Origin of the sequence: Mycobacterium florentinum (assembly GCF_010730355.1) — a bacterium.
Taxonomy (GTDB): domain Bacteria; phylum Actinomycetota; class Actinomycetes; order Mycobacteriales; family Mycobacteriaceae; genus Mycobacterium; species Mycobacterium florentinum.
The window spans coordinates 790,473-815,736 of the sequence record NZ_AP022576.1; the positions used below are offsets into that span (position 1 = coordinate 790,473).

The 25,264-nt window shown below is 67.0% G+C and carries 24 protein-coding genes; 13 read left to right on the plus strand and 11 right to left on the minus strand.

All coding sequences use genetic code 11. The features are described 5' to 3' along the window. Nucleotides 1–3: 3 nt before the first annotated feature. Nucleotides 4–2,706, minus strand: a complete 2,703-nt coding sequence (locus G6N55_RS03835) for an FHA domain-containing protein (protein WP_232078916.1) — start codon at nucleotides 2,704–2,706, stop codon at nucleotides 4–6. A 298-nt stretch (nucleotides 2,707–3,004) separates the two neighbouring features. Between G6N55_RS03835 and G6N55_RS03840 the strand changes: the two genes are divergently transcribed. After that, nucleotides 3,005–3,850: an SDR family NAD(P)-dependent oxidoreductase gene (locus tag G6N55_RS03840; protein ID WP_085225360.1), complete on the plus strand. Its 846-nt coding sequence runs from the start codon at nucleotides 3,005–3,007 to the stop codon at nucleotides 3,848–3,850. Between the two features lie 4 nt (nucleotides 3,851–3,854). Here the strand turns inward: G6N55_RS03840 and G6N55_RS03845 are convergent, their stop codons facing one another. From G6N55_RS03845 to G6N55_RS03855, 3 genes are all read right to left on the minus strand, one after another. Then, nucleotides 3,855–4,358, minus strand: a complete 504-nt coding sequence (locus G6N55_RS03845; protein ID WP_085225177.1) for an isoprenylcysteine carboxyl methyltransferase family protein — start codon at nucleotides 4,356–4,358, stop codon at nucleotides 3,855–3,857. A 173-nt stretch (nucleotides 4,359–4,531) separates the two neighbouring features. Then, nucleotides 4,532–6,766, minus strand: a complete 2,235-nt coding sequence (locus tag G6N55_RS03850; protein ID WP_085225175.1) for a molybdopterin-dependent oxidoreductase — start codon at nucleotides 6,764–6,766, stop codon at nucleotides 4,532–4,534. 51 nt (nucleotides 6,767–6,817) lie between these two features. After that, nucleotides 6,818–7,243 carry a PPOX class F420-dependent oxidoreductase gene (locus G6N55_RS03855; RefSeq protein ID WP_085225173.1) on the minus strand — a complete coding sequence of 142 codons (426 nt, stop codon included), beginning with the start codon at nucleotides 7,241–7,243 and terminating at the stop codon, nucleotides 6,818–6,820. Nucleotides 7,244–7,421: 178 nt separating this feature from the next. Between G6N55_RS03855 and G6N55_RS03860 the strand changes: the two genes are divergently transcribed. From G6N55_RS03860 to G6N55_RS03870, 3 genes are all read left to right on the plus strand, one after another. Next, nucleotides 7,422–7,604 carry a hypothetical protein gene (locus tag G6N55_RS03860; RefSeq protein WP_085225171.1) on the plus strand — a complete coding sequence of 61 codons (183 nt, stop codon included), beginning with the start codon at nucleotides 7,422–7,424 and terminating at the stop codon, nucleotides 7,602–7,604. A 63-nt stretch (nucleotides 7,605–7,667) separates the two neighbouring features. Beyond that, nucleotides 7,668–8,108: a nuclear transport factor 2 family protein gene (locus G6N55_RS03865; protein WP_085225169.1), complete on the plus strand. Its 441-nt coding sequence runs from the start codon at nucleotides 7,668–7,670 to the stop codon at nucleotides 8,106–8,108. A gap of 219 nt (nucleotides 8,109–8,327) precedes the next feature. Further along, nucleotides 8,328–9,206, plus strand: coding sequence for an alpha/beta fold hydrolase (locus G6N55_RS03870; RefSeq protein ID WP_372517612.1), 879 nt, complete (start codon nucleotides 8,328–8,330; stop codon nucleotides 9,204–9,206). Between the two features lie 37 nt (nucleotides 9,207–9,243). Here G6N55_RS03870 and G6N55_RS03875 read toward each other — a convergent pair whose 3' ends face one another. Together G6N55_RS03875 and G6N55_RS03880 are read right to left on the minus strand one after the other, a co-directional pair. Next, nucleotides 9,244–9,726, minus strand: a complete 483-nt coding sequence (locus G6N55_RS03875; RefSeq protein ID WP_085225167.1) for a nuclear transport factor 2 family protein — start codon at nucleotides 9,724–9,726, stop codon at nucleotides 9,244–9,246. Nucleotides 9,727–9,819: 93 nt separating this feature from the next. Continuing rightward, nucleotides 9,820–11,418: a flavin-containing monooxygenase gene (locus G6N55_RS03880; protein ID WP_085225357.1), complete on the minus strand. Its 1,599-nt coding sequence runs from the start codon at nucleotides 11,416–11,418 to the stop codon at nucleotides 9,820–9,822. Nucleotides 11,419–11,548: 130 nt separating this feature from the next. Between G6N55_RS03880 and G6N55_RS03885 the strand changes: the two genes are divergently transcribed. From G6N55_RS03885 to G6N55_RS29690, 6 genes are all read left to right on the plus strand, one after another. Next, on the plus strand, nucleotides 11,549–11,827 hold the full coding sequence (locus G6N55_RS03885; RefSeq protein WP_085225356.1) for a 2Fe-2S iron-sulfur cluster-binding protein: 279 nt from the start codon (nucleotides 11,549–11,551) through the stop codon (nucleotides 11,825–11,827). 92 nt (nucleotides 11,828–11,919) lie between these two features. Further along, entirely contained in the window at nucleotides 11,920–13,104 is a 1,185-nt protein-coding gene (locus tag G6N55_RS03890; protein WP_085225165.1) for an acyl-CoA dehydrogenase family protein, read from the plus strand. Between the two features lie 9 nt (nucleotides 13,105–13,113). Beyond that, nucleotides 13,114–14,022 (plus strand): biphenyl-2,3-diol 1,2-dioxygenase, encoded by a 909-nt coding sequence (gene bphC / locus G6N55_RS03895; protein ID WP_085225163.1) that lies wholly within the window; start codon nucleotides 13,114–13,116, stop codon nucleotides 14,020–14,022. After that, nucleotides 14,019–15,485, plus strand: a complete 1,467-nt coding sequence (locus tag G6N55_RS03900; RefSeq protein ID WP_085225161.1) for an FAD-dependent oxidoreductase — start codon at nucleotides 14,019–14,021, stop codon at nucleotides 15,483–15,485. Before bphC ends, G6N55_RS03900 begins: the two co-directional genes overlap by 4 nt. 220 nt (nucleotides 15,486–15,705) lie before the next feature. Continuing rightward, entirely contained in the window at nucleotides 15,706–16,539 is an 834-nt protein-coding gene (locus tag G6N55_RS29685; protein WP_232078917.1) for an IclR family transcriptional regulator, read from the plus strand. Further along, nucleotides 16,536–17,369, plus strand: a complete 834-nt coding sequence (locus G6N55_RS29690) for an SDR family NAD(P)-dependent oxidoreductase (protein WP_232078918.1) — start codon at nucleotides 16,536–16,538, stop codon at nucleotides 17,367–17,369. The genes G6N55_RS29685 and G6N55_RS29690 overlap by 4 nt, the downstream gene beginning before the upstream one ends. On the opposite strand, the gene G6N55_RS03910 is transcribed toward G6N55_RS29690, so the two are convergent. From G6N55_RS03910 to G6N55_RS03925, 4 genes are all read right to left on the minus strand, one after another. Next, a complete protein-coding gene (locus G6N55_RS03910; RefSeq protein ID WP_085225160.1) occupies nucleotides 17,281–17,691 on the minus strand; it encodes a GMC oxidoreductase in 411 nt (136 codons plus the stop codon). The two genes, G6N55_RS29690 and G6N55_RS03910, sit on opposite strands and share 89 nt — an antisense overlap. Then, on the minus strand, nucleotides 17,640–18,797 hold the full coding sequence (locus G6N55_RS03915; RefSeq protein WP_085225158.1) for a GMC family oxidoreductase: 1,158 nt from the start codon (nucleotides 18,795–18,797) through the stop codon (nucleotides 17,640–17,642). The genes G6N55_RS03910 and G6N55_RS03915 overlap by 52 nt, the downstream gene beginning before the upstream one ends. Before the next feature lie 96 nt (nucleotides 18,798–18,893). Further along, a complete protein-coding gene (locus tag G6N55_RS03920) occupies nucleotides 18,894–19,178 on the minus strand; it encodes a ferredoxin (RefSeq protein ID WP_085225156.1) in 285 nt (94 codons plus the stop codon). Beyond that, complete coding sequence (locus tag G6N55_RS03925) at nucleotides 19,178–20,302, minus strand: Rieske 2Fe-2S domain-containing protein (RefSeq protein WP_085225154.1); 1,125 nt, start codon at nucleotides 20,300–20,302, stop codon at nucleotides 19,178–19,180. The genes G6N55_RS03920 and G6N55_RS03925 overlap by 1 nt, the downstream gene beginning before the upstream one ends. 101 nt (nucleotides 20,303–20,403) lie before the next feature. On the opposite strand from G6N55_RS03925, the gene G6N55_RS03930 reads away from it, so the two are divergent. Further along, on the plus strand, nucleotides 20,404–22,107 hold the full coding sequence (locus tag G6N55_RS03930; protein ID WP_085225152.1) for a 3-ketosteroid-delta-1-dehydrogenase: 1,704 nt from the start codon (nucleotides 20,404–20,406) through the stop codon (nucleotides 22,105–22,107). On the opposite strand, the gene G6N55_RS03935 is transcribed toward G6N55_RS03930, so the two are convergent. After that, nucleotides 22,104–22,715, minus strand: coding sequence for a PadR family transcriptional regulator (locus G6N55_RS03935; protein WP_085225352.1), 612 nt, complete (start codon nucleotides 22,713–22,715; stop codon nucleotides 22,104–22,106). The two genes, G6N55_RS03930 and G6N55_RS03935, sit on opposite strands and share 4 nt — an antisense overlap. A gap of 210 nt (nucleotides 22,716–22,925) precedes the next feature. Here G6N55_RS03935 and G6N55_RS03940 point away from each other — a divergent pair, with 210 nt between their 5' ends. Together G6N55_RS03940 and G6N55_RS03945 are read left to right on the plus strand one after the other, a co-directional pair. Then, nucleotides 22,926–23,846 carry a TIGR03619 family F420-dependent LLM class oxidoreductase gene (locus G6N55_RS03940; protein WP_085225151.1) on the plus strand — a complete coding sequence of 307 codons (921 nt, stop codon included), beginning with the start codon at nucleotides 22,926–22,928 and terminating at the stop codon, nucleotides 23,844–23,846. Nucleotides 23,847–24,123: 277 nt separating this feature from the next. After that, complete coding sequence (locus G6N55_RS03945) at nucleotides 24,124–25,170, plus strand: alkene reductase (RefSeq protein WP_264002035.1); 1,047 nt, start codon at nucleotides 24,124–24,126, stop codon at nucleotides 25,168–25,170. Nucleotides 25,171–25,264 lie beyond the last annotated feature (94 nt).

Sequence of the window (25,264 nt, forward strand, 5' to 3'; positions counted from 1 at the left end):
TGGTCAGCGCCCGCCCTTGAGGCGAATCTTCCAGCGCACGAAGCCTAGGTAGAAAACGCTGAGCGCGATCAGCATGCCCATGTTGAACCACCACGTGCCGGCATTGTGGTGCCAATGTCCGTCCTTCGGGACTTGAGGGCCCGGTTCCAACTTGGTCAGGTCGATCGTGGACGCCGACGCCGCGAAGCCCCACCTCGCCGGGGTTGCCCAGGACATCTGGTCGAGCCCGATGCGGCCGGTGACGGGAATCATGCCGCCGGAGAACACCAGCTGCGACATCACCGCTACCACGAGCAAGGGCATGATCTGGTCGTTGGATTTCGCGATGGACGACAACAACAGGCCGAGCATTGCCGAGGCGACGGTTGTCGCCGCGACGTCGACGAAAAGCTCCAGCGGAGCCTTGCCCAGCGCCGCGGCACCCTGCGTCGGTCCGCCCTTGCCCAGCAGCGTGATGACGGTGACGATGCCCGATTGCGCGATCGCGAACACGGTATAGACGCAGACTTTGGCCAACAGGTACGCGGACGTGGACAGGCCGACCGCCTGTTCGCGCAAGAAGATGGCGCGCTCGCCGATGAGATCTCGGATCGTCAACGCGGTCCCCATGAACACCGAACCGACGTTGAGCAGCACCAGGATCTGCCCCGGCTCGGTGGGTGCATTGCCCACCGGGTTCGGGACGCCGAAGCCGACGGTGCCCGGCACCGACATCGACAGCGAACCCATGATGAACGGCAGCAGCGCGAGGAAGACGAAATAACCCCGGTCGGAGACGATCAACCGCATCTGCCGCCGCGCGATCGTGGAGAACTGCCGCAGCAGGCTGGTGTGCGACGGATCGCCGATCTCGGCGGGTTTCTCCGGCGGCGGCGGTGGTGGTGGCGGGCCGGTCCGGGCCAGGTATTGCGCCTTGGCCGAGTCGGGATCGCCGGCGACCGAGCTGAAGATGTCGGCCCAGTTCGTCGTGCCCATGGCCGCACCGATCTGGGCGGGCGGCCCGCAGAACGCGGTCTTGCCGCCGGGACCCAGCAGCAGTACCTGGTCGCAGACGTCCAGGTAGGTGAGCGAGTGCGTGACCACCAGCACCACGCGGCCGGCGTCGGCCAATTGCCGCAGCATCGTCATGACCTGCCGGTCGAGCGCGGGGTCCAGACCGGACGTCGGCTCATCGAGGATCAGCAACGACGGCCCGGTCAGCAACTCCAGCGCCACCGAGGCGCGCTTGCGCTGACCGCCGGACAGCTTGTCGACCCGGGTGTGCAGGTGCTGGGTCATCTCCAGCTCCTCGAGCACCCGGGCGACCACCTGCTCGCGGTCGGCCTTGGTGGTGTCGGGCGGCAGCCGAAGTTCGGCGGCATACCCCAGCGCGTGCTCGACGGTCAGCTGACCGTGCACGACGTCGTCCTGCGGCACCATCCCGATCCTGCTGCGCAGCGAGGCGTATTCGGCATGGACGTTGTGGCCCTCGAACGCCACCGTGCCGTTGGTGGGGTGGGTGTAGCCGGCCACCAGTCGGGCGAAGGTCGACTTGCCGGCGCCGGACGGACCGATCACCGCCGTAAGGGTTCCGGGACTGGCGCCCAGCGAGATGTCGTCGAGCAGCGTCTTGTTGTTTTCGATCGTCCAGGTCACCCCGCGCACGTCCAGGCCGCCGAGGCGGGTCTCGGCCGCGGTGTCCGCGTCGCGGCGGGCCAGCGCGCCGTCGGCGTACACCAGGTCGATGTTGCCGATCGTGACGACGTCGCCGTCCTTCAGCAGCGCCGAGTCGACGCGCTGACCATTGACGAAGGTGCCGTTGATGCTGCGGTTGTCATGGATCTCCGTGCCGCCCGGCGTCGGGATCAGGGTCGCGTGGTGGCGCGACGCCAGCACCTCGGGAATGACGATGTCGTTGTCGTTGGCCCGGCCGATCTTGATCGCGCCCGGCGCGTCCACTCCGGCTTTGCCCGGCCGCAGGATCTTCATCATCGACGTTGCGAGGTTCGCGCCATCGCCACCGACACGGCTGGTCATGGCGGTCGGCGGGTCGGCCGGCGCCGCGGGGGGAACCTGCGCCGGTTCGGCGCGGTAAATGTGCGGCGACGACATAGGACCACTAGCCGGCCCGGCCGGTTGGGTACCCGTCGGGTTGGACGGCAACGGCCCCGACGGATGGCTCGGCTGCGAGCCGGTCGGATGCGTCGGGAGCGGCCCCGATGGCGCGCCGGGCTGCTGTCCGCCGGGTGGGTATGTCGGCATCGGCCGCGACGGGCTCGCCGGTGGCTGCGGGGGCAGGCCCTGCGCGACCGAGCCCGTCGGCGGGCGCCCTTGCGCGAGCCGCGGGTCGTATGACCCGGTGGAAATGGGGATCGACGTCGTCAGCGGTGGGGTCCCGGCGGAGCCCCGATGGCGGCCGACCTCGAACGTCACCGTCGGCCCGTCCGGGTTACCGATGTTGACGCGCTGGCCGTCCTGGATTTCGACGGCCGGAACTCGCCGGTTGTTCACGTACAGGCCATTGAGGCTGCCGTTGTCGATGGCGACCCACCGGCCCTGGTCGAAGCGCAACACCAGGTGAATCCGGGAAATCAGCGGATGGGCGACACGGACGTCCGCCCGCAAGTCACGTCCGACAACCACATCGTTGCCTGGTGCAAAAGTCCGTTCGGATCCCTCGTACCGCACGGTCAGCACAGGTGGGGCTGCTCGGCTCACGAGCCCCACTGTATCGGCGTCGGGGCCGATTCGGGGACTGGTGGCGCAAACGCATTTCCGTCCCGTGCCGGTTCGGAGCCCGCGACGGCCCGTGGATTCAACGGGTTTCGATCGCGCCAGTGCGGGTGCCGGACGCGCACACATCCGGATTTCGAGAACTTCGACGAACGAAGTGTTTCCCGAATATCCCCGTGGTCCAATCACTTTCGAGATATCGAGAGACTCGTCGTCGTTCCCGGGCGGGCGAAGGCGCGGCGAATTCGGCCTCGATGCCAATCGATTTCGGCGAGTGCTCGAAGATGTGAACATGGAACAGCCAACCAACGCCGCCGCACTGCTGGGCGATCGGGTCGCGGTGGTGACGGGTGGCGGTGGCGGTATTGGCGGGGCGACCGCGCAGCTGTTCGCCCAACACGGCGCCCGGGTCGTCATCGCCGATATCGACGCCGAGCTGGCAGGGCGCACCGCCGACCAGATCTCGGCATCGGGCGGATCGGCCTGGGCGATCGTCATCGACGTGCGAGATGCCGATCAGGTTGGCGCCCTGGCGCGATCGGTGCTGGACCGCTTCGGCCGAATCGATGTGCTGGTCAACAATGTCGGCCATTGGCTGCGTCATCCCGGCAATTTCGTCGACACCGACCCACAATTGTGGGACGAGCTCTACCGCATCAACCTGCACCACGTCTTCCTGGTCACGCGCGCGTTCCTGCCGGCGATGGTCCGTCAACAGCGCGGCTCGATCGTCAACGTCTCCTCCGTCGAGGGGTTACGCGGCTACCCCGAGGATCCGGTCTACGCCGCGTTCAAGGCGGCCGTCATTCATTTCACCCGCAGCCTCGCGGTTCAGGTGGGCCGTGACGGCGTGCGGGTCAACGCCATTGGCCCCGACGTCACCGAATCGCTGCAGGTGCCTTACTCGCGGTGGCTGTCCGAAGCCGAACAAGCGCAGTGGCCGCAGTGGGTTCCGGCGGGACGGATGGGGCTGCCCGAGGACCAGGCTCGCGTGATCCTGTTTTTGGCCTCCGACCTGTCCGCCTTCGTCACCGGCCACACGATTCCGACGGACGGCGGCACCGGCGCGGCCGGCGGATGGTTCCGTTCGTCGCGGCGGGCCGACCGGGAGTGGACCAACCGGCCGATCGCGCCGTGATCGCTCAGGCGTAGGTCAATGCGGCGTTTTCCAGACGGATTCGCACGTTGAGCAGCAGCGCGTTGGCAATGCTGAACGCGATCGCCGTCAGCCACGCCGAATGGATCAGCGGCAGCGCCGCGACCTCGGCGACCACCGCGATGTAGTCGGGGTGGCGCACCCATCGATATGGACCGCGCCGAACCAGCGGTGCGCCCGGGATCACGATCAGCCGCGGATTCCAGTGTCTTCCCAGGGCCGCCGCGCAGCGCCAGCGGACGACGCAGCTGAGCACCACGACCGCGAGCATCGGCCAGCCCAGCCAGGGCACAAACGGGCGTCCGAGGGACCAGACCTCCACCAGACACGAAACCAGCAGCAATGCATGCAGGCTGACCATCGCCGGGAAGTGGTCGAGGCCGAATTCCTTGCCCCCGTGGGCGATTGACCATTGAGCGTTTCGGTACGCGACGACGAGACCGGCCAGGCGTTCAACGCCGATCATTGCGATGAACAGGTAGTAATACATGGCCTTTCCCCCTTCCCCGGTGCACGTGATGTTATGTCCACGAGGATCCGCCCTCGACGGTTCAGCAAACAGGGCGAGCGCGAACCAAGCCGGACCGAACGGCGCCGGGACCATGTCGCAATCCCCGTCGGGCCTATCGCCAAAACTGGTGGCTGGGTTGCGTTTTCTCGAGGTCAGACCCGCTCGGCGGCCTCGAACCGTGCTTGATCCTCGAGGACCGTGACCGGTATCCCGTTAAGGGCACCGTTACCCGAGGGCTCGTCGACAAACGTCGGTACCGAGAGCGCATTGGTGTTGGCGCCCGGTGAACCGTTGGCGACCGACATGCGGGTGCCCGGCTTGCCGTGTCCCCAGCCGTGGGGCATCGACACCACACCGGGTTTGATCGCGTCGGTGATCTCGACGGGCACCTTGATCTCGCCGGCCTCGGATTTCACCGTGACGACGTCATTGTCGGAGACGCCGCAGCGCGCCGCGTCGTCCGGATGGATCAGCAGCGTGCACCGGTCCTTGCCCTTCATCAGTGCGGGCACGTTGTGCAGCCAGGTGTTGTTCGACCGCAGGTGGCGACGGCTCACCAGGACCAACGGCTCGGCGGGGCGCTGCATACGCGCCTCCAGCCGCGGCAGGTCGTCGAGCAGATACTGCGGGGCCAGCCGGATCTTGCGGTCCGGGGTGCCCAGAATCTCCGGCAGCTGCGGCACCATCGGCCCGAAGTCGATGCCGTTGGGGTTCGCCTTGAGCAGCTCCAACGTGAGCCCGCCGGGATTTTTGCCGTACTGATCCCCGAATGGCCCGGTGCGCAGCGTGAGGTCCAGCATCCGCTCGGGTCCGCCGTGGTCGTAGAGCTTGCGGATCTCGGCGCCGTCCACGCCCGCGGTGAAGGCCAGGTAATCGAAGAAACCGTCGTCGATCGCGGCAACGTCGACGTCCTCGGCCGGGGTACCGGTGCACAGGCCGGTCAGCCGGATCAGGATCTCCCATTCGTGTGGGCGGTCACCCGGGTCGAACACCGGCGCGGAGTAGTTCGCGATGCTGTGAATCGCGAACAGCAGGATCAGGTCGTCGTGATGCGGCTGCTCGAGCGGGGAGAGCCCGGGCAGAATCACGTCGGCGTGACGCGTCGTCTCGTTGAGCCAAAGATCCACCGAGATCATCGCCTCGAGCAACGGCAGCACTTCGTCGAGCTTGTCGCCGCCGGGCGTGGACAACACCGGGTTGCCCGCGATCGTGATCAGCGCCTTGAGCTGCCCGTCGCCAGGGGTGGCGATTTCTTCGGTCATGCACGACACCGGGGCCTGCCCGAGCACCTCTTTGGCGCCGCGCACGCGGGTATGCCAGCGCCCGAATTCCGGCAGACCGCCCTCGAGGCCGGGCAGCGGCTGCGTGGTGATCGACCAGGCCGCCGGCTTGGGGAACATCGCGCCGCCCGGGGTGTCGAAATGGCCGGTCAAAATGTTGATCACGTCGACCATCCAGCTGGCCAGGCTGCCAAACTCCTGATTGCACAGGCCAATTCGGCCATACACCACCGATTTCTCGGCGCCGGCAAGCTCGCGCGCCAATTGCCGGATGGTGTCGACGTCGATGCCGGTGACGTCGCTGACCCGCTCCGGCGGCCAGTCAGCGGCGACTTGGCGCATGGTGTCGACGCCGTCGACATGTGGCCCGGGATTCACCAGGTCCTCGGCGAAGAGGGTGTGCGCGACGGCCAGGAGCAACGCCGCGTCGGTGCCCGGCACGATCGGCAGCCACTCGTCAGCCCGGGCCGCGGTCTGCGTACGCACCGGGTCGATCACGATCACCTTGCCGCGTTTGCGAATTCCGTCGATCAGGCCCATCACGTCCGGCGCGGCCAAGAGTGATCCCTGCGACGCGGCGGGGTTGGCGCCCATGATGACCAGCAGGTCGGTGCGCTCGATGTCGGGCACCGGGAAGTTCCACCACAGGCCGTACATCAGGTGCGACGACAGGTTCTTCGGCCATTGATCGACCGTCCCGGGTGAATACGTGACCGGCATCCCGGACATGCCCATCAACACGCCGGCGTAGCGGGCCAGCGAAAACGAGTGCGCCAGCGGGTTGCCGGTGTAGGCGGTGACCGCCCCGATCCCGTACTTCTCGATCACCGGCGTCAGCAACTCGGTGCAGCGCCGAAACGCCGCATGCCAGCTGACTTCCTGCCAGGCGCCGTCGACCTTGATCATCGGGCTGCGAACGCGGTCCGGGTCGTGGTGCACCGCGCCCAGCGACACGCCCTTCGGGCAGAGATGGCCACGGCTCCACACGTCGTCGCGGTTGCCGCGAATGCCGGTGACCGCACCCGCTTCGACGTGAATCTCCAAGCCGCACATGGCTTCACACAGCGGACAGGTCCGGATGTGTTTACCGTCAGCTCCTGGTTTCATCCACCCACTGTATTGCGCTACTCGGAGTAGCGGAAGTGGCAAGTACTGAGCTCAGCCGACCCAGGGTCCGATGCCGCCGACCTTGTCGATGCGGATGCGGGTGAGGACTCCCGACGGCGCGCCGTCCGGCGGGAACTTGGTGTTCGGGTCCCCCAGAATGGGGTTGAGCTCCGTCAGCAGCTCGGGGGCACCCCCCTCGACGATCCGCGCGGTCCCGGTGATGGAGAGGTAGGGCCGCATCCCCAGGCCCCCCTTGTCGAGCGCCACGATCGTGACGGCGACCCGGGGATCCTTGCGGACGTTGCGGACCTTTTTGTGCTCGGCCAGGTGGGCGGTGACCAGCTCGTCCCCGTCCGGCGTCGACTGCAACGCGACCCAGACCAGGCTCACCTGGGGGCTGCCGTCGGGATTGATGGTGACCAGGGTGGCGTCGGCACCCTTACCGATGAGGTTTCGTGCAGCGTCGTTGAGGTCCATGCGTTGTTCTACGGCTGCCCGCCACGATTCATTCCCGGACGTCGGCCTGTAACCACCGGCGCTATTCCTTGAGAGACATTTGAATCTGACAAGTTACCTATACATCGATGTGGCATCAGCCCTAGCGTCGTGTACGTCCGAACGACCTGCCCAGGACCTAGGAGCCGGAGGCGCGGCCATGACCGATCAGCAGCCCCCGATGAATATCGAATACCTCCGTCGTGAGGTGCTCGCCCGGATCGACGCACACCCACTCGATGACTGGTCCCCCGCCATGTTGCGAGCGATGATAGCCGTCTTCGACCTGAACGGCGTCATGCCTGCTCCGGTACAGCGCTTCCAGCCGCGCATCGTCCGGTAAAGCGCTCTCGCCGCCTGACTAGGGTGCTACGGGAGTACCTGCGGTCGGTGAGGAGTCACGGCGATGGAGATGTGGGAGCTGGTGGCCCGTGAGCAGATCCGTGACACGCTCGCCCGATACAACTGGTCCGGTGACGCCGGCCGGGTCGACGCGCTTGCCGAGACATTCTGCGTAGACGGCGTTCTCGAGATTCGTGGTGCCGAGCCGCTGCGTGGCCGCGCCGAGATCGTGGCGTTCCTGGGCGGTGTCACCGGCAAGATCGCGGTCGAGGCGGACGTGAAGCCGGTCGTTCGGCACAACGTCGCGAACGTCCTGTTCACCTCGCTGGCTCGCGACGAGGCGCAGGTCTCGTGCTACTTCACTGTCGTCACCCATATCGGGCTCGACCATTTCGGCCGTTATCGCGACATCTTGGTGCCCGACGGCGACGCCTGGCTGATCAAGCACCGCAAGGTATCGACGGACTGGGCAGCCGCCGACTCCGCCATGGCCCGGCCTACCTGAATTCCTGGCGCTCAATCGCTTTCGCGTTCTTGAGTGTGCGTCCCGGGTTTTGAGTGTGCGTTCACGGCGGAGACACGCCGGAAAGTCCCGCACTGAGCGCACAGCCAAAGCCGTCAGCGCACACCGAACGCCCTGAACGCACACTCAACGGCGGCGGGAGACCATGCCGTATGCCGACCAGCGGAACACCGCTCACCGGCTCCACGGCGGCATGGCAAGGTGACAGGCGTGGCAAATACCTCTGCGGCGACCGTCGAGCATGACCTGCGTGAAATCACCACCCCGAAGGGCGCTTTGCGTTATTACGACTGCGGCCCGGATTCCGCTCCGGTGCTGCTGTTCCTGCACGGCTCCGGCCCCGGGGTCACCGGCTGGCGCAACTTCCGCGGAATTCTGCCCACGTTCGCCGAGCATTTCCGCTGCCTGATCCTGGAATTCCCCGGCTTCGGGGTCAGCGACGACTTCGGCGGCCACCCGATGGTCACCGCGTTCGGAACGGTTTCGCCTTTCCTGGACGCGCTCGGAGTCCAGAAGGCCCACATCGTCGGCAACTCGATGGGCGGCGGGGTCGGCATCAACTTCGCCATCGGCAACCCGGACCGCGTCGACCGGCTGGTGACCATCGGCGGCATCGGCACCAACATCTTCAGCCCCAGCCCCAGCGAGGGCATCCGGCTGTTGCAGGAGTTCGTCGAGGACCCGACCCGGCAGCGCCTCGTCGACTGGCTCAAGTCGATGGTCTACGACCAGGCCCTGGTGACCGACGAACTCGTCGAAGAACGCTGGCAGCTGGCCACCGATCCCGCCACGCTGGAGGCCGCGCGCCGAATGTACGGCAAGGCGGCGTTCGCGGCGATGAACTCGGCGATGGCCGCCTCCGACCGTCCCTTCCCCTGGGCGATGATGCACAAGCTGGCCGCCCCCACGCTGCTGACCTGGGGCCGCGACGATCGGGTGAGCCCGCCCGACATGGCGCTGATCCCGATGCGCACCATCCCCAACGCCGAGCTGCATATCTTCCCGAACTCCGGGCACTGGGCGATGATCGAAGCCAAGGCGGCCTTCGAAAGCACGGTCCTGGGCTTCCTGTCCCGCTAGCGGCGATCGCGAGGGCGGGCGAAGCGGGTGGGCGCCATCAGGTTAGCGGCTGTCCCGCAAGGCCTTTCAACAGCAGGGCGTGCGCGTCGGGATTGCCGTCGAGAACCCGGCTGGTGCGAGTGGTGATCTGCCACTGGTCGTCGATGCGCCGCAGCGCGAAATGGTGTGCGGTGGCGCGCCACACCCGGTAGCCGTCACCGTCACGAATGAGCACCAGCGACTCGCACACCGCCACCGCCTCGTCACCGTCAAGCGTGACGACGCACGGCCCGAGAAAGTGTGAGCAGCCCTTTTTCACCAACTGCTGGTGAGCCTGCGAGCTGATCATCGCGTGCACGTCGGCCCGGCCCTGCATGCGCCAGCCGTCGACGTCATACACGCCGTCGGTCGCCCACAGGCGCGCACTGGCATCCGGATCGCCGGCGTCGACCGCGGGACCGTAGGACGCGATCAGCTGCCTTATGTCGCGGTCATCCTCGAGGCGGCGCAGCCGGGCCACCAATTCCGCCACGTCGGTCACAGTCGTCTCCTCATCGCTGAGTGGCGCAAGCGTCGACGGGCAGGACGATCGCGGCAGCGCCGGTGACCACGACGACCTTGTCGACTAATCCAGTCATCGCTTGATTAGATCGAAGCCGCGGTAGCCGGCGTCGGCCACCTCGGCGCAGATGTCGTTGTAGGTGGCGAATCCGCCGACGAACAGCATGAAGCCCCTGGGCTTTCCGGGCACGTTGGCGCCCATGTACCACGAGTTCGCCTTGGTGAACAATGTCGTCTCGGCACGCCGGGCGCATTCGGCGCCCCAGCCGTCCACGCTGTCCATGGTGGCTTCGATGGCGGCACACCCGTGGCTGTCCAGGTAGCCGACCGTCCGGGCGATCCAGTCCACCTGCGCCTCGGCGTGCAGCACCATGTTCGCGAGCACGGCGGGGGCGCCCGGGCCCGAGATCAGGAACAGATTGGGGAACCCGTCGACGCCCAGTCCGAGATAGGTACGCGGTCCGTGGGCCCAGTCCTCGCGCAGCGTGGCACCGCCACGCCCGACGATGTCGATGCTGCCCAGCGCCCCGGTCATAGCGTCGAAACCCGTTGCCAGCACGATCGTGTCGAGGTCGTAGTGCGTCTCTCCCGCGTTGATGCCCGTCGCGTCGACCGAGTCGATCGGTGTGTCACGGACGCTGACCAGCGTCACATTGGGCTGGTTGAACGTCTGAAAGTAGTTGCTGTCGGTGCAGATTCGCTTCGTCCCGATCGGATGGTCGGTGGGGATCAGCAGATCGGCGACCGCCGGATCGTCGATGACCGCGCGAACCTTCTCCTCGTAGAACATGCGGGCCTCTTCGTTGGCTTCCAGGTCGGTCATCTGGTCCGGAAAGGTCTTCGAGAACAGCACCCCCCCTAGCTGCCATCGTCTTTCGAACGCCGCGCGCCGCTCCGCCCGGGTGAACTGCATCGTCGGCTTGTCCGCGGGGAGGTGCGGCGAGCCGCCGCTACTGCGCCACGACAGCCGGCGCCGCTGCGCATAGCCGGCCTTGATCTCGTCGAGCTCGCCGGCGGACAGCGGTGTGTTGCCGGCCGGGACGCTGTAGTTGGCGCTGCGCTGGAACACGTACAAGTGCGCGGCCTGCTCGGCGATGATCGGAATCGATTGGATACCAGACGATCCCGTGCCGATGACCGCCACCCGCTTGCCGGTGAAGTCGACGGGTTCGTGCGGCCAGTGTGCGGTGTGGTGGATCTTGCCCGAAAAGGTGTCCAGGCCGGCGAAATTCGGGGTCATCGCCGCCGAGAGCGGCCCGGTCGCCATCACACAGAACCGCGCCGAGAGCACCACCCCGGTGTCGGCGGTGACCGTCCAGCGCAGCATCGTCTCGTCGAGCACGGCGGCCAGCACGCGGGTGCCGAAGACGATGTCGCGGCGCAGGTCGAGCTTGTCGGCGACCCAGTTCAGGTAGTCGAGGATCTCGGATTGGGTGGCGTATTTCTCCGTCCAGTTCCACTCCTGCTGGAGTTCGTCGGAGAACGAGTAGCAGTAGTCGACGCTCTCGACGTCGCAGCGTGCGCCCGGATACCGGTTGTAGTACCAGGTCCCGCCGATCTCGGGCGCGGCCTCGAGCACCCGCACCGAAAGCCCCTGCGCGCGCAGCTTGTGCAACGCGTACAAGCCGGCGAACCCGGCGCCCACCACGATCACGTCGAGAGCATCATTCACCAGCAGCACGTTATTGGCCGGTTCGCCGCCGGGCGCCCGCCTTCCCGGTCACCGGACGCTCCGGTCGGGTTCTCCCGGCCATCGGGCCGACGCGGGCGCGGCGCCGGATCGTTCCCGCACGATCGGCGGCATGGCAGAAGTTGCACACCTAGAGGTCGAGCTGGATGGGCGCGGCTACCGGTTGCGCTGGCCGCGCGGCCAGACCCTGATCGATGTGTTGCTCGACGCGGGCATTGACGCGCCCCACTCGTGCCGGGAGGGCCGCTGCGGCTCGTGCGTGGCCACCGTCGTGGCCGGCGAGGTCGACATGGCGGCATGCCAGGTGCTGGGACCCCAGGACGTGCGGGACGGCCTGATTCTGGCGTGTCAGGCCAGGCCGGCGAGTCCGGCTCTGCACATCGAGTTCTGATTCGCATTTCCGCCCGCTCATCGGGATTTCCTTTGGGACGGGCGAGGACTGCGGTAGACCATTACTTAGCCCACACACGTAAGGAAAACGATATGAGCGACCGGGTACTCGACCGGGTAGTGGCCATGGCCGACCAATTGCGCGACCAGGCCGCCGAAGCCGAACAAATTGGCCGGCTTACCGACGACACCGTCAAGCTGATGAAGGGCGCCGGCCTGATCCGGCTGCTGCAAACCAAGCAATACCAAGGCTTCGAGGTCCACCCCCGCGAGTTCGCCGAGACGACCATGGCCACCGCCGCGCTGGATCCGGCCGCCGGCTGGATCGTCGGCGTGGTGGGCGTGCACCCCTACCAGTTGGCGTATGCGGACCCGAAGGTGTCCGCCGAGATCTGGGCCGACGATGTCGACACCTGGATGGCATCCCCGTACGCGCCGCAGGGTGTGGCCAAACCCGTCGACGGCGGTTACCTGTTCAACGGTCGCTGGCAGTTCAGCTCGGGCACCGACCATTGCGACTGGATCATCCTGGGCGCGATGCGCGGCGACGAAAAGGGCATCCCGTTGATGCCGCCGCAGATGTTGCACATGATCCTGCCGCGCAAGGACTACGAGATCGTCGAGGACTCGTGGAATGTGGTGGGGCTGCGCGGAACCGGCTCCAAGGACGTGATCGTCAAGGACGCGTTCGTCCCGGCCTACCGGACGATGGACGCCACCAAGGTGATGGACGGCACCGCCCAGCGCGAGGCCGGCATGACCGAGCCCCTGTATCTGATGCCGTGGTCGACGATGTTCCCGCTGGGCATCTCCGCGGCCACCATCGGCATCGCCGAAGGAGCACTCGCCGCGCACCTGGACTATCAGCGCGAGCGCGTCGGGGCCACCGGCACCGCGATCAAGGACGACCCGTACGTCATGCACGCGATCGGTGAGGCCGCCGCCGACATCAACGCCGCCCGCCAGGAACTGCTGGCCAACGCCGACCGGATCTACGACATGGTCGCGGCCGGCAAGGAGGTGTCGTTCGCCGACCGCGCGGCCGGACGCCGCACCCAGGTGCGCGCGGTGTGGCGCGCGGTGGCAGCGGTCGACGAGATCTTCGCCCGCTCGGGCGGCAACGCCGCCCGAATGGACAAGCCGCTGCAGCGCTACTGGCGCGACGTGCACGTCGGCCAGATGCACGCCATCCATGTCCCCGGTACCACCTACCACGCGGCCGCACTGAGCTCGCTCGGCGTCGAACCCCCAGAGGGTCCGCTACGGGCGTTGATTTAGGAGCCTTCGATGACAGACCTGAAAAGCCTTGGCTACATTACTATTTCGACCCGAGACATCGAACGGTGGCGCCGTTTCGCGTTCGGCGTCCTGGGTTTCGCCGAGGGTAAAGGCCCCGACGAGTCCGCGCTGTATCTGCGGATGGACGAGCGCGCGGCACGGCTGATCGTGGTGCCCGGCGAGACCGATCGGGTGCTGACCATCGGCTGGGAGGTCCGCGACCACCCGGCGCTGCGGCGGATCAAGGCGACCCTCGACGGGGCCGGCGTGCCGTTCAAGCAGCTGTCGGTCGAGGAGGCCGAGGCCCGCCGGGTGGAAGAGGTGATCGCGTTCGACGACCCGGCCGGCACCACACTCGAGGTGTTCCACGGCGCGGTGCTCGACCACAGCCCGGTCGTCACGCCGTTCGGCGCACGATTCGTCACCGGCGATCAGGGCCTGGGCCATGTGGTGGTGCCGGCGATGGATCCCAACGGCGTGTTCGACTTCTACACCGAGGTCCTGGGTTTCCGGTCTCGCGGCGCATTCCGGGTGCCGTTGCCCAAAGAGTTTGGCCCGGTGCGGGTTCGCTTCCTCGGCATCAACGAACGTCATCACAGCATGGCGATCGTGCCGGCCGCGCATATGCGTGACCCGCGCCTGGTCCACATCATGGTCGAGGTCGACACCCTCGACGCGGTGGGCCAGGCTCTGGACCGCGTCAATGCCGAGGGCTTCCAGTTGTCGTCGACGCTGGGCCGCCACACCAATGACAAGATGATCTCGTTCTACGTCCGGGCGCCCGGCGATTGGGACATCGAGTTCGGCACCGAGGGCATGCGGGTCGACGAAAACTATTACACGGCAGAGGAAATCACCGCCGACAGCTACTGGGGTCATCAGTGGGTCGGCGAGATGCCCGCGGCGATGCGGCTATGACGCCTGACACCGACGTCACGCCGATTGCGGCGTCGTCGATTACCGCATGGGATCACGAGGCCGACGTCGTCATCGCCGGATACGGCGTCGCGGGTGCGGCGGCCGCGGTCGAGGCGGCCCGCTCCGGGGCCGACGTTCTGGTGTTGGAGCGCACCGGTTCCTGGGGCGGCGCGGCGGCCATGGCCGGCGGTTTCATCTACCTCGGCGGTGGCACACCCCTGCAAAACGCTTGTGGTTTCCAAGATTCCGTCGAGAACATGGAAGCGTTTCTGAACGTGGCGATGGGACCGGGCGCCGATGCGGACCGGATCGCCGATTACTGCGCCGGCAGCGTCGCGCATTTCGAGTGGCTGGTCGGATGCGGCGTGCCGTTCAAGGCGGAGTTCTTCTCCGAGCCCGGCTGGGAGCCAATGGGTGATCAGGGCCTGATGTACAGCGGCGGCGAAAACTCCTACCCGTTCAACACGATCGCCACCCCCGCTCCGCGCGGTCATGTCCCGCAGATGCAGAACAAGAAGCAGGGCGAAGCCAGCGCCGGCTACATGCTGATGAAGCCCCTCGTCGAAACCGCAACCGCGGCGGGCGCACGCGCGCTCTACGACGTGCGGGTGCAGTGTCTGATCGTCGAGTCCGACGGCAGGGTGGTCGGCATCCGGGCCCGCCAGTACGGCACCGAGATGACGATCCGGGCGCGCACCGGTGTGGTGCTCGCGACGGGAAGCTTCGCCTACAACGATGCGATGGTGGCGCGTTATGCGCCGCGGATCGCCGGACGGCCGGCCGCGTCGATCGAGCAACACGACGGGCAGGCGATCCGGATGGCGCACGCGCTGGGCGCCGATCTGGCCCACATGGACGCCACCGAGGTCGCGATCTTCATCGACCCGCAGCAGCTGGTGCGCGGGATCCTGGTCAACGGCCGTGGCCAGCGCTACGTCGCCGAGGACACCTACCCGGGCCGCGTCGGACAGCTCACGCTCTACCACCAGGACAACACCGCCTACCTGATCATCGACAGCGATGCCCAGGAAGAGGCAATGGCGTCGTGGTCGCCCAAATTCATGCTGCGGGAGGCGACCTGGGTGGCCGACAATGTGGCGGACCTGGAGCGCGACATCGGCCTGGCACCCGGTTCGCTGCAGGCGACCGTCGCCGCCTACAACGAGGGCGCCGCCCGCGGTGAGGATCCGCTGCTGCACAAGAAGCCGGAATGGATCAAGCCGATCGGCACCCCGGTCGGCGCGATCGACCTGCGCGAGAACACCGGCGGTTTCACCCTGGGCGGGCTGGCCACCACGCTGGACGCCGAGGTGCTGCACGTCAGCGGCGAACCCATCCCGGGGCTGTTCGCCGCGGGCCGTTCGACCGCGGGGCTGGCCGCCTGGGGCTATGCCAGCGGCGTCTCTCTCGGTGACGGCAGCTTCTACGGCCGCCGCGCCGGACGCTCGGCCGCCAAGGGCTGAGCTGCGCTGATCTCCCCGCACTCGAAGTGTGTGCGTCGAAGGCTTTGAGTGTGCGTGCTGGGCGAGGTGTCCCGGCGTGTCGCCACCCTCAGCGCGCACTGAACGCCAGCGGGGCACAAGGCGGCGATTTTCCGCGTGGTGTGTGACAGCGGCCACAGGCGTGTGGTAGAAACGAATATTCCTAATAGGAATATGTCAGCCAGACACACATGGAGGACCGATGTCAGGGACCGCGCGCACCGTTGCGACCGCAGAACCCAGCACTCCCACGGCCGTCATCGACCGCATTTCGCTGGTCCTCGACGCGTTCGACGGGCCGGGCCGGCTGACCCTGGCACAGATCGTGCGGCGCACCGGCCTGCCCCGCTCCTCGGCGCACCGGATGCTCGAGCGCCTGGTGCAGCTGCGCTGGCTGCGCCGCAGCGGTCGCGACTACGAGCTCGGGATGCGCTTGGTGGAACTCGGGTCGCTGGCCGTGCATCAGGACCGCCTGGTCCGTGCGGCCGGTCCGCTGCTGGGCGAACTGCACCGCGCCACCGGGCTGGTCGCACACCTGGCGGTGCTGGACGGACCGGATGTGGTCTACCTCGACAAGGTCGGCGACCGCATGGCCGACGCGATCCCCACCCGTGTCGGCAGCCGGCAGCCCGCGCATTGCACCGCCGTGGGCAAGGCGATCTTGGCCTACCGCGACGACGACACCCAGGTCGATCTGCAGGTGCGCAAGACCAAGTATTCGGTCGCCACCAGCTCGCAGCTGGCCGCGGAACTGGCCAAGGTGCGCGCCCACGGCGTCGCATTCGAACGCGAGGAGTCGCTGCCCGGATTCGGTTGTGTCGCAGCGCCCATCGGCGGACCGGGCGAGGCCGTCGCGGCGGTGTCGGTCTGCGGCCCGATGAACCGGATGACGTTCGATCAGCGACTGACCGCACCGGTGCGCATGACGGCGATGGGCATCTGGCGCAACGCCGAGGACGGCCCGCGCCGGGTGGCACCGACCCTGCAGCCGCTGCGTCCGATCCGGCCGGTACGTCCCGCGTTGCAATACGCGTGAATCCGTTCGCCGGCGGCGTCGCGGTCATCACCGGAGCCGGCTCCGGCATCGGCGCGGGCCTGGCCCGTCACGCGATAACACTTGGAATGACGGTGGTGCTCGCCGACATTGACGCCGATGCCGTGGCCGCAGTGCGCGAAGAGCTCTGCGCCGCGGGCGGATCGGCCGTCGACCTGGTGTGCGACGTGCGCGACCCGGATGCGGTCCAGCAGCTCGCCGAGCGCACCTACCGCGATATTGGCCCGGTGCGGCTGCTCGTCAACAACGCGGGCGTCGAGCAGTTCGGCTATCTGTGGGACACGCCCGTCGCCAACTGGCAGCGGGTCGTCGACGTCAACGTCAGCGGAGTGTTCCACGGCGTGCGTGCTTTTCTGCCGAAGATGATGGCCACCGACGCGCCCGCCTGGGTGTGGAACCTGTCGTCGGTCGGCGGCGTGGTGGCAATTCCGCTGCAGGCGCCCTACATCGTGAGCAAGCACGCGGTGCTGGCGTTGACCGAATGTCTGTATCTCGACGTGCGGTCCGCCGGGCACGGCCAGCACATTCACGTGCAGGCGGTGTTGCCCGGCGCCGTGAAATCCAACATCTTCGAATCGGCCGGCGGTGTCGACGCGAGCGGTGACGCCGCGGTGGCCGAGGCGCAGCGCGCGGCGATGCTGGACGTGAAGGCAGCGGCCATGGATGCGCGGGCGGCCGCCGCGACGATCTTCGAGCAGGCCGCCGAGGGTCGCTTCTACCTACTCACCGAACCGGAGTATGTCGGGTCGGCAATGGCGGAGCGAGCGAATGTGCTTGCGACACAGAGCCATCCAGATCCGCGCCGGAAGTGATCAGCTCGGCTGCCCGCTCCGCGATCCCGAGTATCGCCGCGTTCGTCGGCGCCGATACCGGCGAGGGCATCACCGAGGCGTCGACAACCCGCAGGCCGTCAACCCCGTGCACACGCAATTGCGGGTCCACCACCGCAAGGTCGTCCGTACCGATTCGGCACGTGCCGACCAGGTGGAAGAAGGAATCCGTGCTACGCCGCAGGAACGCGCGGCAATCCTCGTCGCTCTGGACTTGTTCGCCGGGAAGAAGTTCCGCACCGCACCAGGGCGTCAATGCGGCGCCATGCGCGATTTCGCGTGCCTGCCGTAACGCCACGACCATCCGAGCGATATCGGTCCCCGGCTCATCGGGCGCACCACCGAAAACACCACGGAGAGCCCCGGACTCGCACCCTGCCAGCGCGGGTCGATGGCGGCTTCGGCGAACATCATCAGCACGTCGGGGTCATCGTGCGCGTGGCTGCGGGTCAGCAACTGCAGCGGGCGAAGCGGGGTTTCCTCGGCGCCGCGCTTGGCGTCGTAGGACACCCACGCGATGGGATGATCCTGAAGATTCTCACCGACGCCAGGAAGATCGATCACCACGGGCACACCGTGTTCGCGAAGCTGGGCGGCAGGTCCGATCCCCGACCGCATCAGCACGTTCGGCGATCCGATCGCGCCCGCACACAAGATCACTTCGCGGTCGGCATAGATGTCCTGGCTCAGGCCATCTTTCGAGTACCGGGCACCGAGGCAGCGCGAACCGGCCATGACCAGCTGCCTCACGTGGGCCTGGGTCACGACGGTCAGATTGGGATTCGAGCACACAGTCCCCAGGTAGGCATCGGCAGCGCTCTGCCGCTTGTCCTCCACGACATTCTGTTCCACCCACGACACGCCCTCGGCCGCCGCGCCGTTAGCGTCGGGCGTTTCCGGGTAGCCGGCTTCTAGTACCGCTTGATACGCCGCTCGCGCAAGGGAATTCGGTGCCGGGAGCTCTCCCACCCGCATCGGACCGGCCAGCCCCCGGACTTCGGGGTCCCGTCCGTCCGCGCGCTCACTGCGTTTGAGATACGGCAACATCGTCCGGTAGTTCCAGCCGCTGGCGCCTTGCTTTTCCCACGCGTCGTAGCTGGAGGCGTGCCCGCGGAGGTGGACGAGGCCGTTGATGCTGCTGGATCCGCCCAATACCTTCCCGCGCGGGCAGCCGATCACCGCGCCGTCCAGTCCGGCCTGAGGTGTGGTGCTCAGCGCCCAATCCACCGGGGATCGCCACAGACTCATCGCGTCCAGCGGGATCCCGCTGTACATCGCTTCCGGCCCGGTGTCGGGTCCGGCTTCCAGTAGCGCAACCCGCAACCCGGTGCCCTCGACCAGGCGGGATGCCAACACACATCCCGCCGATCCGGCACCGATGACGAGGTAGTCGACTCTGCTGTCAGCCATTGAGCCGAGGCTAGGCGCGTGCAGCCGAGTTCACTGGCCGCGTCACGCGCCATTCTGGACGAATCACGCAGCCGGGGTGCGATTTACGTGTGTCGGCTACTCGTCGACGATGGCCAGTTCCCCGCGGCGCACCGCCTCGACGATCGACTCGCGCAGCGCCGAACACACCAGGAACACCCCACGGCCGGCGTGCGCGGACACCTTGCGGGCTTCGGCCCGCTCGGCACACCGGTCGGTCGCCTCCGCATTCCACTGCACACTGGTCTGGTTCCAGGTGCTCTTGCGGACCAGCACCTGCGCGCCGCAGCTACCGCATGCCACGGGCAGCATCGGCATCTCGTCGAGCCGATTGTCCGTCCGCACAGGCGAATCGAGCGCCATCACACCGAACCTTGCGCCGCCATGTTCGCTTCGACCTCTTTCATCCACGCCTCGTACGGCCGGGTCGTGTCCAGCTCGAACTCGAAACGGTCCACCATGTCCGGCTGCACGTCGGCGACGTCGACGTAGAACTGCTCATACCAGCGACGCAGCTGATACACCGGGCCGTCCTCCTCGACCAGCAGCGGGTTGTCGATGCGTGCCTTGTGCCGCCAGATCTCGACGTCCTGCTCGAAACCGAGCTTGACGTAGTCGCCGAGCTGGATCGCGGTTTGCATGGGGTCGTCGCCGGGCAGCGCTTCGGACTTCTTGACGATGATGCCGTATTGCAGCACAAAGGAATTGGAGTCGATCGGATAATGGCAGTTGATCAGAACGGACTGCGCGTCACCGTACTCGTAATGGTAGGTCAGGTCGTCGATCATGAAGGACGGCCCGTAGTAGGACGCCACCGAGGTGTTGCCCAGCATCCGTGAGCCTTCGGTGCCACCCATGTCGGGGCGGCCCTCGCCGTTCATGTACTGCGTCGCGACGTGTCCCTCGAAGATGTTCTTGAAGTAGGTCGGCAACGCGCCGTGGATGTAGTAGAAGTGCGCCATATCCACGACGTTGTCGATGATTTCGCGGCAGTTGCTGGTTCCGACGACCGTGGTGTACCAGTGCCAGTCGGTCCACTCGTCGCTGGTGGCTCCCTCGATGCGCGGGATCGTCACCCCCGGCGGCGGCGGTTTGCGCTCCGGGTCGTTCCAGACGAACAACATGCCGTCCTGCTCCAGCGTCGTCCAGGTCGCCGTGCGGGCCAGCTTGGGTGCGCGCCGGGCGTAGGGCACCTGCTTGCAGCGCCCGTCACCGCCCCAGCGCCAGTCGTGGAACGGGCAGGCGATCTCGTCGCCCTTCACCTCGCCCTGGGACAGGTCACCGCCCATGTGCCGGCAGTAGCTGTCGAGAACGTTGAGCTCGCCGTTCCCGCTGCGGAAGACGACAAGTTTCTGACCGAAGGCGTTGATCGCGTGCGGCTTGCCGTCACCGAAATCTCTGATCAGCCCCAGGCAATGCCAGCCGCGGGCAAACCGCGTCGGTGCGGCTTGGGCTTCAATGAGCCGAATTTCGTCGGTGTCATGCATGGGCATGATTTAACGCCACAAAAAGCACCAATGGGGGTTGCCGTTCCACTCATCAGGACGACTAGTCCGCCGCCTGGTCGACGCGACATACCGTTCTCGGCGTGACAGCACACAGCGCGACGATCCCTGCCGGGCTTGCCGTGACCGACACCGCCGTCGACCTGCTGGTCGTCGGCTCGGGCACCGGGATGGCGGCGGCGCTGGCCGCTCACGAACTCGGGCTGTCGGTGCTGGTCGTGGAGAAGGCGTCGCACGTGGGCGGCTCGACCGCCCGCTCCGGTGGCGCCCTGTGGCTGCCCGCCGGCCCGGTGCTGGCCCAGGCCGGCGCCGGCGATACGCCGGAGCACGCCGCCACCTACCTGGACTCGGTGGTGGCGGGTTCGGCGCCGCGGCAGCGCTCGACGGGATTCTTGACGCACGTGTCCGCGACGGTCGACATGCTGCGGCGGACCACCGCGCTGCGCTTCTTCTGGGCGCGCGACTATTCCGATTACCACCCCGAGGAGCCCGGTGGCAGCGCGGCGGGCCGCACCTGCGAGTGCCACCCGTTCGACACGTCGCTGCTCGGCGCGTACCGCACCCGGTTGGAGCCGGGCTTGATGGAGGCGAGTGTCCCGGTCCCGACGACGGGTGCCGACTACCGCTGGATGAACCTGGTGGCGCGGGTGCCGCGCAAGGGAATTCCGACGTTCGCCAAGCGAATCGCGCAAGGGGTGGGCGGCCGGATGCTGGGCCGGCGTTACGCCGCCGGCGGTCAGGGCCTGGCGGCCGGCCTGTTCGCGGGCCTGTTGCGCGCCGGCATCCCGGTGTGGACCGACACCAGCCTGCTGCGCCTCGACCTCGACGGTGACCGGGTGCGGGGCGCGGTGGTTTCACACTGCGGCCGCGAGGTGCTGATCACCGCCCGGTGCGGCGTCGTGCTGGCCACCGGCGGTTTCGACCACAGCATGGACATGCGGTGGAAATTTCAGTCGGAGTCGCTGGACGCCAACCTGAGTCTCGGCGCGGCGGCCAATACCGGCGACGGTATTCGTGCCGGGCAAGAACTCGGCGGCGGCATCGATCTGATGGACCAGGCGTGGTGGTTCCCCGCCGTCGCGCCGCTGCCCGGTCAGCCACCCGCCGTGATGCTGGCCGAACGGTCGCTGCCGGGCAGCCTGATCGTGAACCAGCACGGCCGCCGCTTCGCCAACGAGTCGTCGGACTACATGTCCTTCGGCCAGCGGCTGCTCGAGCTGGAGCGATCGGGCAGCCCGGTCGAATCGATGTGGATCATCTTCGACCAGCAGTACCGCAACAGCTATGTCTTTGGCGCCCAACTGTTTCCGCGGATGCGCATCCCGCAGACCTGGTACGACGCCGGCATCGCGGTACGCGCCGACGACTTCGCCGAACTGGGCGCGCGGATCGGCTTGCCGATTGCGGATTTCACGGCGACGGTCACCGCTTTCAACCAAAACGCCGCTGCCGGTGCCGATCCCGACTTCGGCCGGGGACGCAGTGCCTACGACCGCTATTACGGCGACCCGACGATCTCACCCAATCCCAACCTGCGCGCGCTGACCAAGGGACCGTTTTACGCCGTCAAGATGGTGCTGAGCGACCTGGGCACCTGCGGCGGATTGAAAGCCGACCACCGGGCGCGGGTGCTGCGCGAGGACGGTGCGGTGATCAACGGGCTCTACGCGATCGGCAATACCGCCGCCAACGCGTTCGGCACGACGTATCCGGGCGCGGGAGCGACGATCGCGCAGGGCCTCGTGTACGGCTACATCGCCGCGCGGGACGCGGCCGGCGTCGACTAGTCGGCTTCGCGCTTGGCCTCGACCTGCTTCTCGACCTCGCGCCAGTAGCCCGGCGTGGTCCGCGCTTTGCCCGAAGAACCCTTCGGCGCCGTCTGCAGTATGCGGTCGGCCTCGTCAATGTCCTTCATCATTTCCAGGGCGAACTCCCGCTCGGCGGCGTAGTACTTGGCCGCCCAGCGCAGCGCGAGCACCGAATACGCCCATGCGGGTTCGGCTTCGGCTCCCTCGGCGTCGTCGACCGCCTTGCGGTGGCAGTCCTCGGCATAGGCGACATATTCCTGCAGTAATTCCTTGAGCCGGGCCGGGTTGCTCAGATGCCCCAACGTCATCCGCATCAGCACGCTGTGTTTGAGCACCGGCGGATCCACCGGTGCGTCGGTGGCCCACTCGGTGACGGCGGCCATCCCGGCCTCGGTGATCTTGTAGAGCCGGCGGGTGCGGGTGCCCTCGTCGCGCTCGACGCGAGACGTCGCCAGGCCCAGACCCTCCAGCTTCTTCAGCTCCGTGTAGATCTGGCTGAACGACGGGCTCCAGTAATACAGGTCGACGCTCCAGTCGATCCACTTCTTCAGGTCGTAGCCGGAGACTTCCTCTTCGTAGGACAACATGCCCAGCAAAGCCCAGCTGGTCGCCGCCAGTCCCGCTTTGCCCGGCTTTCCGCTGGTCTCCGCCACGTCGCCAGGTTAACAACACGGGCCGGCAGCGTGGGCGGCACTGACCGCTGGCCGGGACACCGCAATGTGGCCGGTTTTGGGTGACGACCGCTCCCCCGTGGGCTTTGATTTCCTTGTCGGCCGCACGTGAGAAGGAGTCCCCGCGTGAAATTCGTCTTCCCGCTGCCCCATATGCTCCGGCTCAAGGCCACCATGCAGCCCTGGGAACCAGAGGTCACCGGGCCCGACCAGACCCGGATGGCCAAGTGCGCCGACCGCTGGGGCTACGACATGATCGCTTTCCCTGAGCATCTCGTCATTCCCGCCGAGCATGTCGAATTGTCCGGGCCGCACTATCTGCACTCGACGGTCGCCCAGGCCCATGTCGCCGGTGCCACCGAACGCATAGCCATCAACTCCTGCGTCACGGTCTTGCCGCTGCAGCATCCGATCGTCCTGGCCAAGGCGTTGGCCACCGCCGACTGGATGAGTGGCGGCCGGATGATGGTGACCTTCGGAGTCGGTTGGCTGGCACGGGAGTTCGAGCTGCTCGGGGTGCCGTTTCACGAACGGGGCCGCATCGCCGACGAATACCTCGCCGCGATCGTCGAATTGTGGACCAGCGACAACCCGCAATTCGAGGGCCGCTACGTATCTTTCGACAACGTCGCGTTCGAGCCGAAACCCGTTCAGAAACCGCATCTTCCGATCTGGATCGGCGGTGACGCCGACGCGGCACTTCGCCGGGCGGCCAAACACGCCTCCGGGTGGTGGGCGTTTCTGACACCTCCCGAGCAGATCGCCGAACGAGTGGACTACATCAAATCCCAGCCGTGCTATGACGGCCGGCCGTTCGAGGTGATGCACGGCATGGGTACCAATCGGGTCGGCGAGGGGCACGTTGTCCAGAAGGGCAATCGCGACCGGCCGGGCATGAGCGCCGAGCAGATCATCGACAGGTTGAACTGGTTCGCCGAGCAGGGCGTGACGGTCAGCGCCGTTCCCATTCCCGCGGTGCGCGGCGTCGACGAATATCTCGACTACGCGCAGTGGGTGATCGAGGAGATCAAGCCGAACGTCCGTTAGCTGGCGCCGGCGACTTTCCGTCGCGGTGCGAGGAAATGCCTCCTATGCAGTAGGACACGTGTCGTAGCGGCGGCGGTATCGCACCGACACCATGGAGTTGTCCGCACGGTCAACGGGCACTTCACACCTCCGGTGTCGTGACGGTCAACTCCCTGGACGAAAGGTGCGGACAATCGTGGCTCGAAGATTCGCTTTTGCCGGTCGAACGCAAGGCCTCTACCCACCGCACCCGGCCGGAAGCGCACTCCCGCCACGGCTGTTACGCCCTGGCCATCCTTTGCTGGCCCCGATCCAACTGGGCGCGTTGTACGCACCGAACCGGATCCTGATGGCGCCCATAACGCGCACCCGCGCCGCCGACGATGGGGTGCCCACCGCGCTGATGGCCGATTACTACGCGCAGCGGGCGAGCTCGGGGTTGATCATCACCGAGGGCACGTTCTCCTCGGCGCGGGGACGCGCGTACCCCGGCCAGCCCGGTTTGCACACCGATGCGCAGCAAGCCGGATGGGCACGGGTCGCCGAAGCGGTCCACGCGGCCGGCGGCCGAATCGTGTTGCAACTCATGCACTCTGGCCGTATCTCACATCCCGACATCCTGGACGGTCAACTGCCCGTCGGGCCGTCGGAGATCAGGCCGTCCGGCACGGTGCACACCGCCGCCGGCAAGAAGACCTTCGTTGTTCCGCACGAACTCAGCGCCTGCCAAATACGCTGCGTGATATCCGATTTCGTCGCCGCGGCATGCCGAGCCCGCGCCGCCGGCGCGGACGGCATCGAGATCGACGCCGCCAACGGATACCTGCTGAGTCAATTCCTCACCTACGACGCGAATTATCGGCGCGACGCGTACGGCGGGTCCGCCCACGACCGTGCGCGGCTTCCGAGCGAAGTCATCCGCGCGGTCGCGGAGGCGATCGGGCCCGAACGGCTGGGGTTGCGCATCTCTCCGGGCAATCCGGAGAACGACATTCACGAACCGGACCTCGAGGCGCACCTGATTCTCGCGAAGAACGCCCGCGAACTGGGGTTGGCTTACCTGCACGCACGGGTCCCACCCGAACGGCCGATCTATTCCTGGTTGCGTCGCCGCTGGCCGGACCGCCTGCTGCTCAACCGCAGGTTCCAGACGACGACCACCCGCGAACGAGCCGTCGACGTCGTCACGGCCGGGACGGCGGACGCCGTGACGATTGACCATGCGTATCTGGCGAATCCGGATCTGGTGCGGCGATGGACCTACGGTGCACAACTCAACGAGCCCCGCATGGAATTCCTCTACACCGGTGGCGCGTTGGGCTATACCGATTACCCGCCCTTGTGATGAGTAACCAAGGTCACACTGGCGGGCGCGGTCCCCGCTACGTCCGGATGGTGTTCGGTTTCGAAGAAGAGTTAACGACGGAAGGACACACCAT